Source organism: Acidobacteriota bacterium, from assembly GCA_022562055.1.
In the GTDB taxonomy this organism is placed as follows: Bacteria; Actinomycetota; Acidimicrobiia; order Spongiisociales; family UBA5794; genus BMS3BBIN02.
In genome coordinates this window covers 62593-68634 of the sequence record JADFQA010000013.1, presented here as the reverse complement: position 1 = coordinate 68634, position 6042 = coordinate 62593, and the positions used below count along the sequence as shown (strand labels likewise).

Here is a 6042-nt window from a genome sequence, read left to right as displayed (position 1 = left end):
GTCAACTGGAGAGTTCGCCGCCAGATCGGTCATGTTGATCACATCGACTGGCACCGATGCACCACTCGTTTGGGCCGCAGCAATCCCAGCGATGCCGAGAAGAATCACGGCCACCGCCGCGCTGAATCGTTTCACCCGCTACGTCCTCCTATCAGTTCCGCACAATGTAGCGGTCGCGGTTGTCGCACGGCGGCTTTCCAAAGCGGTTGCCACCTACTCCCCGGTTTCCTCTCGCAGCTGGACGGGGGATCCCTGATCGGGATGTTTGCCAGGGACGCCATCGTAAAACGCCCGGAATCTGTCCATATCGTCGGTGACCTTGCCGGTGAGGTGGATCTCGGCACCGACTGTGGCAACCTTTGTCGCGTAGTTCACCGACACCGGCACTACCGGGACACCGGTCGCCAGTGCAATGTGGTAGAAACCACTCCGCCAGTGATCGGCGGCCTTTCGGGTGCCCTTCGGAGCGACAACGAGAGCAATGTCGTCCAAGTCCGCAAACGCCGCGACCATTTGATCAACCATGCCTTGCCCAGAATCGCGCCGAATTGGGATGATGTATTTGCCCATCAACCATCCGAACGGCGGTTTCACCAGCGTGTGTTTGCCGATCGCCATTGCTGGCATCTTGAACACGCGGATGACGGCTAGGAACAGCAAGAAATCCCAGTTGGATGTGTGGGGCGCACCGAGCGCGACGTACTTTCGCGACGTCGGAGCTTCACCAACGAAGGACCAACCGAGCATTCTCATCACCAGCCAGCACGCAGTTTTCATCGACACATGCTGCGCAGCACCGTGTTGCCTGTCAAACGCGTCAACACCCAGCACAAATCGCCACGAATCGGCCCTCGGCTAGAACAACTCGGCGTCAGCAATGACCTCCACCGTCGACGGACCATCGAATGCCATAGCGCGACCAAGTGCGTTGGCGAGGTCGTCGGCCCGCTCGACGCGAATTCCTAGACCGCCACATGACGTGACGTAGTCTGCAATGTTGGGGTTGGTGAGCGAAGTCTGCCACACCGGCCAGGCACCGGCGCGTTGCTCCTTAGAGATTTTGCCAAGCTGACCGTTGTTGAGAAGAAGATGGGTGATGTTCATTCCGTACTTGACCGCAGTGTTCACCTCCCACGCATACTGCCCAAACCCGCCATCACCGGTAATCGCAAAGACCGGCCGGTCTGCGAACTGCAGCCAATGTTCGTCGTCGGAGAATCGGTGGGCACGTGTGGCTGCCCAAGCACCGATCGCAGCCGGATAGCCGAAGCCAATGGACCCCAAGTAGCCGCTCATCAACACCGCTTGGCTTCCCGAACTCTCGAAGTACCGACCGAAGCTGTACGTGTTATTACCCACATCGACCGCAAGGATGGCATCGACCGGAGCAAGTTTGGTCAACACATCAAACACTACTGCGGAGTTGATACCGCTACCGAGGTCGTCGGCAACACGGCTGGCCTTCTCGCTACGCCACAATGACCATCGCCTGGCTACCTCATCGGTGTGGTCAACGGAGGAGTGCACGCCCCTTACTCGTTGCAGAAGAAGTCCTGCCGTCACGCCAACCTCCCCCCAGACCGCCATGTCGATGCTGTGTGTTTTGCCGAGGTGCATGCGATCGAGGTCAACCTGAATAGTTGGCTTCTTGGGTGATATCCCCGTGTGGTTGCTAAAGCTCGCCCCAAACACCAGCAACAGGTCACTTTCGTTCATAAACCAGCTTGCGACCGGAGTTCCAGATCGCCCAAGAACACCGGCGCCAAGTACGTGGCCGCCGGCTTGCGAGTCTGGACCAACGACACCTTCGCAACCCATATCGCCGATGAGGCCTTTCGCCTTAAAGGTCGTGACAACCGGACAACGCAGCTCTTCAGCAAGGGCAATCACTCCATCCATCGCGAAACGGGCGCCGTGCCCGACGATGATGAGTGGCCGTTTTGCCCCTGAGAGCGCAGTGACTGCAGCATCGAGCGCTTGCGCGGACGGAGCGATGGACTGGGCGGCGACTCTACCCTCAGGCCCACCCGCCTTCTGGTCTACGCCCGCGGGAATGGTCTGGACGTCGTCGGGGAATACGAGATGGGCCACGTCCTGGTTAACTGTCGCGCTCTTGAGCGCGAGGTTCATTAGCTCGGCGTGGTCCGAGCCCGGGAGGGCGAGGTGGCTAAAACCAGCCACCGCCGAAAACGCCTTGGTGAGGGGAAGCTCTTGAAATGCACCTGGCCCGAACACCTGTTGTCGCACTTGCCCGGTCAAAGCAAGCAGTGGGGCACGGTCAACCTTTGCGTCCCAGCAGCCGGTGAGAAGGTTCGTGGCGCCTGGCCCGGCGATTGCGAAACACGCGGCCGGTCGACCCGTAAGTTTTCCAAACGCGCTGGCTGCGAACGCCGCGGCACCCTCGTGACGGATACCGACGTACTCGAGATTGCCCTGCTCTTCCTGTATGCGCAGTGCGTCGGCGAGGCCCAGATTGCTGTGCCCCACCATGCCGAATACATGCGTCACTCCCCAGTTCACCATCGTCTCGGCCATGACATCGGTCACGGTACGAACATGCTCGGGGTCGGCTCCGAGTGCGACAAAGACATCGTCCCCGCGGACTTCCACCGGAAATGTTGCAACACCATCACCGAAACTGCCCGGTGACAATCCGGTGGTCGGGTCGAAGTCCCAGCCATGCCACGGACAGCGCAAGAAGCAGTCTCCGGCCTCGTTGCACTCAATCGAACCCTCCCCCAACGGACCTCCCTGATGCGGACAACTGTTGTCGAGTGCGTAAAACTCACCAGCCACATGGGTAAGGGCGAACTGATGTGTTGTCTCGTCCACAGTGACGGACACAGTCTTAACGCGTCCCTCTGGTAGATCGCTAACGCTCGCAATTCTGTGCCACGTGACCGACGCCGCGGTGTTGTTCGCTGTCGACTCGTCGTTCATCGCGGACTCCTTCCCTATAGAACCTCCACCACTTGGGCAGGTGGTGACAATGTAGCCCGCCAAACGCGGAAAGGTCGGTTCAATAGGGTACGTACACTGTGCCGATGCCAACTGCTCCACCAACGACTACAGACGCGTCTCTATCGATCGGTCGTCGCGAATTTATCATCATGATGTCGATGACGATGGCAATGACCGCTTTGTCGATCGACATCATGCTCCCCGCACTACCGCTGATCCGAGAGGGCCTCGGTCTACCGGAGGGTTCTACCGACGTCGCCGCGATCCTAACGGTCTTTTTTGTCGGCCTCGCTGTCGCACAGGTCTTTTACGGACCGTTAGCTGACCGCTTCGGGAGAAAGCCGGTGCTGTTTGCCAGCTATGCGATATTCATCACGGGGGCAGTGTTCTCGGCGCTCGCACCGACACTCCCTACCCTTCTGGCCGCACGAGTTCTGTGGGGCATCGGCGCCGCCGGGATTCGAGTCGTCGCGTTATCGGTCGTGCGAGACCTGTACGAGGGGGAGGCGATGGCAAAAACTATGTCGATCATCATGGCGATATTCATCTTGGTCCCTGTGATCGCACCGGCGATTGGGGCGGGCATCATCGCAGTTGCCCCATGGCGCGTTTTGTTCTGGTTTGTCGCGACGTTCGCGCTCGGCGTCGCATTGTGGTCCCGTAGGTTGCCAGAAACACTGAAACCCGAGCATCAGCTTGAGCTGTCTTTCGCAAGGGTCGGGAAGGCCGCCAAGGCTGTCGTCTCGCAACGAACCACGGTCGGGTTCACTATTGCGACCGGCGCCACTACCGGTGCGCTGATCGCGTGGCTGTCGCTCGCTGAACTCGTTGTTGGAGATGTCTATGGACGTTTGGAAATTTTTCCACTGTTCTTCGGAGGTATGGCGGCGTTGACCGGTGGTGTGATGCTTACCAACGGTCGACTCATCGACCGTTTCGGTTTGCACCGACTCGTCACCATCGTGACCCGCTCGTACGTTGCCTCGTCAGCGGTGTTGCTGGCCGTGGTGTTGCTCTATGACGGAGTCCCGCCGTTCTGGATGTTGTTCGTGCTCCTGTCGATCGTGTTCAGCCACTACGGCCTTATCATCCCCAACTTCACCACGATCGCGATGCAGCCACTCGGCCATGTAGCAGGCACCGCCTCGGCGTTGATCGGTGCCGTGTCGACCCTGATGGGCGTCGGTCTATCCACGTTGGTCACGGCGACATTCAATGAAACTGTCGTCCCCGTTGCAGCCGCGTTTTTTGTATTGGGCCTGGTTGCCCTCGCCGCGGCATCGTGGGGCGAACACCACCGAACTTTCTAACCGTCGTGTGGCAGCGGCGGCGATCTGTTCAGGCGTGCCCATCGTTGCCGCCAGTCTGGCAAATTGCGATCCATCAGACCGTAGAAGCGGGTGTTGTGGCGACGTTCGACGAGGTGAGTCATCTCGTGGACGACCACCGACTCGAGAAGTTCAGGGTCTAGTGTCGCAAGCTCCACGTTGATCCAAATACGCCGTTTGGTGATGTTGCAGCTCCCCCAGCGTGTCTTCATCTTCCGCAGACGCCACTCAGCGACATCGACACCGATGACGCCTTCCCAGCGGTCGATGAGATTTGGAATGATGCTGCCAAGCTCGAAGCGCAGCAGCTTGTCGAACGCTGTAGAACGCCCCTGCACATCGCGACCACCCGGCAGAAATATTCGGGGCTCGGCACTATCGAGAACCGCCCTCCCGTTCCAATCGGACCCGGCCTCGGAAACCACGTAATCCCGCCCCCAGACCGAAACCAAATCGCCATGTTCGTATGAGGGAGCTTCGAGTACAACGATTTCCGAGAGCGACTTCTGGTGCTGCTCTATCCAGCGGAGCCTCGACGTTACAAACACCGACGCCTCGTGGTCAGTCGCGCGGAGCGGCATCGAGAGCCGTACCCGGCCGTCAGGCGCTCTCACCGAGAGGTTGAGATTCTTCACGCGCTTGCGCACCACATAGACGGTGACCCCTCCGACGACAAGAGTTGTATGCGTCTCGTCTTTTCTTCCCATGGTTGAAGTTTCGCACGAAGCTGCGACAAGAATCTATACCGGTCGTCAAACGTTGTGGGATGTGCCTACTAGTTGGTACATTTCTCCGCATGCAAAGAATCGGAGCATCCCCCGAACATCTCTGCGGTGTGTTAGGTATCCAGCGACCCGTTCTGGGCGCACCGATGGCCAACATCTCAGGGGGTGTTCTCGCCGCTGCGGTGTCGAATGCCGGCGACCTCGGTTTCGTCGGCGGTGGATACGGAGACCCCGAGTGGATCGAACGTGAGATCAGTCTGGTCGACCACTCCCTGTTCGGTATCGGTCTTATCACTTGGAACATGGCAAAGGGTGCGCTTGCGGCCGTTTTGTCGCACCTGCCCGCCGCAGTGTGGCTCTCGTTCGGAGATCCACAACCGCACATCGGTGCGATCCAGGCGGCTGGTGTTGTCGCTGTTTGCCAGGTAGGCACTGTGGCCGAAGCGATCGTCGCCGCGAATGCCTACGCCGACGTCATCGTTGTACAGGAAAGCGAAGCTGGCGGCCATGGCCGCCTTGACGAAAAGTTGTCAGAGCTTCTGCCGGCGATCAGCATGGCGATTCCCGAGACACCGTTGTTGCCGCCGGAGGAATTAACGACCGTGACGACCTCGCCGCTGTCCAGGCGTTCGGAGCGGCCGGTGTTGCACTTCGCTCAGCTCTCTACGCAACACATGAGGCTCTCGACGTAGACGAAGCCAAGCGGCTCATCGTCCGCTCCGATGGTGCAGACACGATCAAAAGCACCGTCTATGACCTCGTCCGTGGCCCGCAATGCCCAGCGGGGTACGTTGGCCGGTCGATCCGAACCAACCTCACTGACCAGTGGGCCGGCCGCGAGAACGAACTCCAGGACACGAAAGAACCGCTCGCCATTCGACATCGGCAAGCCGCGGCTGATGCTGACGTCTCGTTTCGAGTCGTGTGGGCAGGTAAGGGCATCGGCGGCATCGACCAAATTAGGCCGGCCGCAGAGATCATCAGACGATTCCCGAAAATCCGAAGGACCACACCGTGAATTCGCGAGA

The 6042-nt window shown here is 59.5% G+C and carries 6 protein-coding genes; 3 read left to right on the top strand and 3 right to left on the bottom strand.

What is annotated here, in order from left to right:
- Nucleotides 1-213 precede the first annotated feature (213 nt).
- Both IIC71_06330 and IIC71_06325 read right to left on the bottom strand, forming a co-directional pair.
- On the bottom strand, nt 214-777 hold the full coding sequence (locus tag IIC71_06330; GenBank protein MCH7668803.1) for an acyltransferase: 564 nt from the start codon (nt 775-777) through the stop codon (nt 214-216).
- A gap of 78 nt (nt 778-855) precedes the next feature.
- A complete protein-coding gene (locus IIC71_06325; GenBank protein ID MCH7668802.1) occupies nt 856-2940 on the bottom strand; it encodes a Rieske 2Fe-2S domain-containing protein in 2085 nt (694 codons plus the stop codon).
- 104 nt (nt 2941-3044) lie between these two features.
- On the opposite strand from IIC71_06325, the gene IIC71_06320 reads away from it, so the two are divergent.
- The gene (locus IIC71_06320) at nt 3045-4271 is read left to right on the top strand and encodes a multidrug effflux MFS transporter (GenBank protein ID MCH7668801.1); all 1227 of its coding nucleotides are present in this window, start codon (nt 3045-3047) and stop codon (nt 4269-4271) included.
- On the opposite strand, the gene IIC71_06315 is transcribed toward IIC71_06320, so the two are convergent.
- The gene (locus IIC71_06315) at nt 4268-4996 is read right to left on the bottom strand and encodes a M48 family metallopeptidase (GenBank protein ID MCH7668800.1); all 729 of its coding nucleotides are present in this window, start codon (nt 4994-4996) and stop codon (nt 4268-4270) included. The two genes, IIC71_06320 and IIC71_06315, sit on opposite strands and share 4 nt — an antisense overlap.
- Nucleotides 4997-5085: 89 nt before the next feature.
- On the opposite strand from IIC71_06315, the gene IIC71_06310 reads away from it, so the two are divergent.
- Both IIC71_06310 and IIC71_06305 read left to right on the top strand, forming a co-directional pair.
- Entirely contained in the window at nt 5086-5706 is a 621-nt protein-coding gene (locus IIC71_06310) for a nitronate monooxygenase (protein ID MCH7668799.1), read from the top strand.
- Nucleotides 5607-6032, top strand: a complete 426-nt coding sequence (locus IIC71_06305; GenBank protein ID MCH7668798.1) for a nitronate monooxygenase — start codon at nt 5607-5609, stop codon at nt 6030-6032. Before IIC71_06310 ends, IIC71_06305 begins: the two co-directional genes overlap by 100 nt.
- Nucleotides 6033-6042: the final 10 nt, after the last annotated feature.